3 protein-coding genes are annotated in these 1,464 nt (G+C 57.7%); all 3 read right to left on the bottom strand.

The window, feature by feature from the left end:
* On the bottom strand, positions 1 to 666 hold a 666-nt coding region (locus RR842_RS14665; RefSeq protein WP_332730308.1), incomplete at its 3' end, for an SPFH domain-containing protein.
* On the bottom strand, positions 653 to 1,057 hold the full coding sequence (locus RR842_RS14660) for a GntR family transcriptional regulator (RefSeq protein ID WP_332517907.1): 405 nt from the start codon (positions 1,055 to 1,057) through the stop codon (positions 653 to 655). The genes RR842_RS14665 and RR842_RS14660, both read right to left, overlap by 14 nt.
* A 16-nt stretch (positions 1,058 to 1,073) precedes the next feature.
* The coding region (gene nrfD, locus RR842_RS14655) for an NrfD/PsrC family molybdoenzyme membrane anchor subunit (RefSeq protein WP_332730307.1) at positions 1,074 to 1,464 on the bottom strand (391 nt) is incomplete at its 5' end.

Genomic DNA, 1,464 nt, shown 5'->3' with positions numbered 1-1,464 from the left:
CGTGACGCCCCAGTCGGTAACTTTCGCCTCCACCGCTTCCTGCAGCTCCTGGTCAAGCTGATGTCGTCGCATCACAACGTTAGAAACCGACGCGCGCCCAAGGGCATCGCGAAGCGCCGTTTGTGCGGTCAATGCGACGGCGAAACGGCAATCCTCAACCTCCATGCAGGCCTTTTCGGGGTCCCAGATCATCCAAAACAGAACCGCGTCGACGTCAAGCGGCACCAAGTCGCTCGTAAGTGCCGCCTCTGCCCCGAAAGGAGTGGCCGTCGTTCGTTGATCGACACGCAAGGTACAGAACTCGACCAGCGGAATGCTGAAAAAGATGCCAGGGCCTGCCAAGCGATTGAAGCGCCCCAGGCGCATAATCACCGCGCGCTCCCATTCGAGGCATACGTGAATGGACGAAAGCGCGGCAAGCCCGACAACGAGAGCAGCGGCGATGCCAGCAATGCTCAAAGCCCCCGATACCACATACCATAGCGCAAGTATCCCGAGAAACGCAGCCAGCGCAAGCACAACGGTAATCATCACAGCCCCGTTGCGGGTAGCCTTTTTACTCGGGTCGGAGCGATAGGCATCGGCCGCAACACCGAACTCCATTTCCGAGCGACGATACGAATCCCGCTCGTCTGACGCAAGGTGCTCTCTGCTATTTCTCTTCATGATCCCTCTTCATCTTTCGAACATGCTTGGACACGAACTTGGGAATGTCCTCGTACGTCATCCCTTCTTCGAGACAGCTTTTCACGAACTCCTCAACCACCGCGTCAATACGGCCGCCCTCTCGGGGGAATGCGCCTATATCGCTTACAAACACGCCGCTGCCGCGAACGGTCGTAACATAGCCATCCCGCTCAAGGCCCATGTACGCCTTGCTGACCGTGTTGTACGCTATGTGCAGGTCGGCTGCGTATTTACGCACGGTGGGCAACTTTTCGCCGGGCTTGTAGAATCCCGAATTGATGAGGAACGCTATACGGTCGCGCAACTGAACCCAAAGCGGCAAGTCGCTGTCCTCGCTAAATATGAATGCAGGTATTTCCTTCGTCACCATTGATCTCGTCGTTTCTTCAGGCCGCGGTTTGAACGCCGGCACTCACGAGCACGAACCGCAGGCTCAAGCCGCCGACAAGGATAAGCACGGCCATAACGGCAATAACGCTGCTTCGATGAGTGCGCCGAGCGACCAGTGCAGATACTTCTATAGCCAAGGGCGCAAGTATACCGCATCCCACGAAACCGAACCAAAACGCACAAGATTGCTCGCCGACGAGCAATGCATCGAACGGCCGGTCGGCACTCGCGGCGTTCACCGTTATCGCGCACGCGGCTACCGCAAGCACCTCAAGCACGATCAGGGCCGCATCCACAAGGGAGAGACCGCGAAACCATCTGAGCGCCCCGGTATAGTTTTCGCAGAGACAGACGCTCAGAAAGACTACTCCGCAACCGCACGAGAGC

The sequence above is a fragment of the Gordonibacter sp. genome (genome assembly GCF_036667095.1).
Lineage (GTDB): Bacteria > Actinomycetota > Coriobacteriia > Coriobacteriales > Eggerthellaceae > Gordonibacter.
The sequence above is the reverse complement of the archived record's forward strand: the minus strand, read 5'-3'. Positions and strand labels throughout refer to the sequence as shown.

Coding starts and splice junctions, on each gene's coding strand:
- RR842_RS14660 (WP_332517907.1), bottom strand. CDS start 1,057: ATGGTGACGAAGGAAATACCTGCATTCATATTTAGCGAGGACAGCGAC.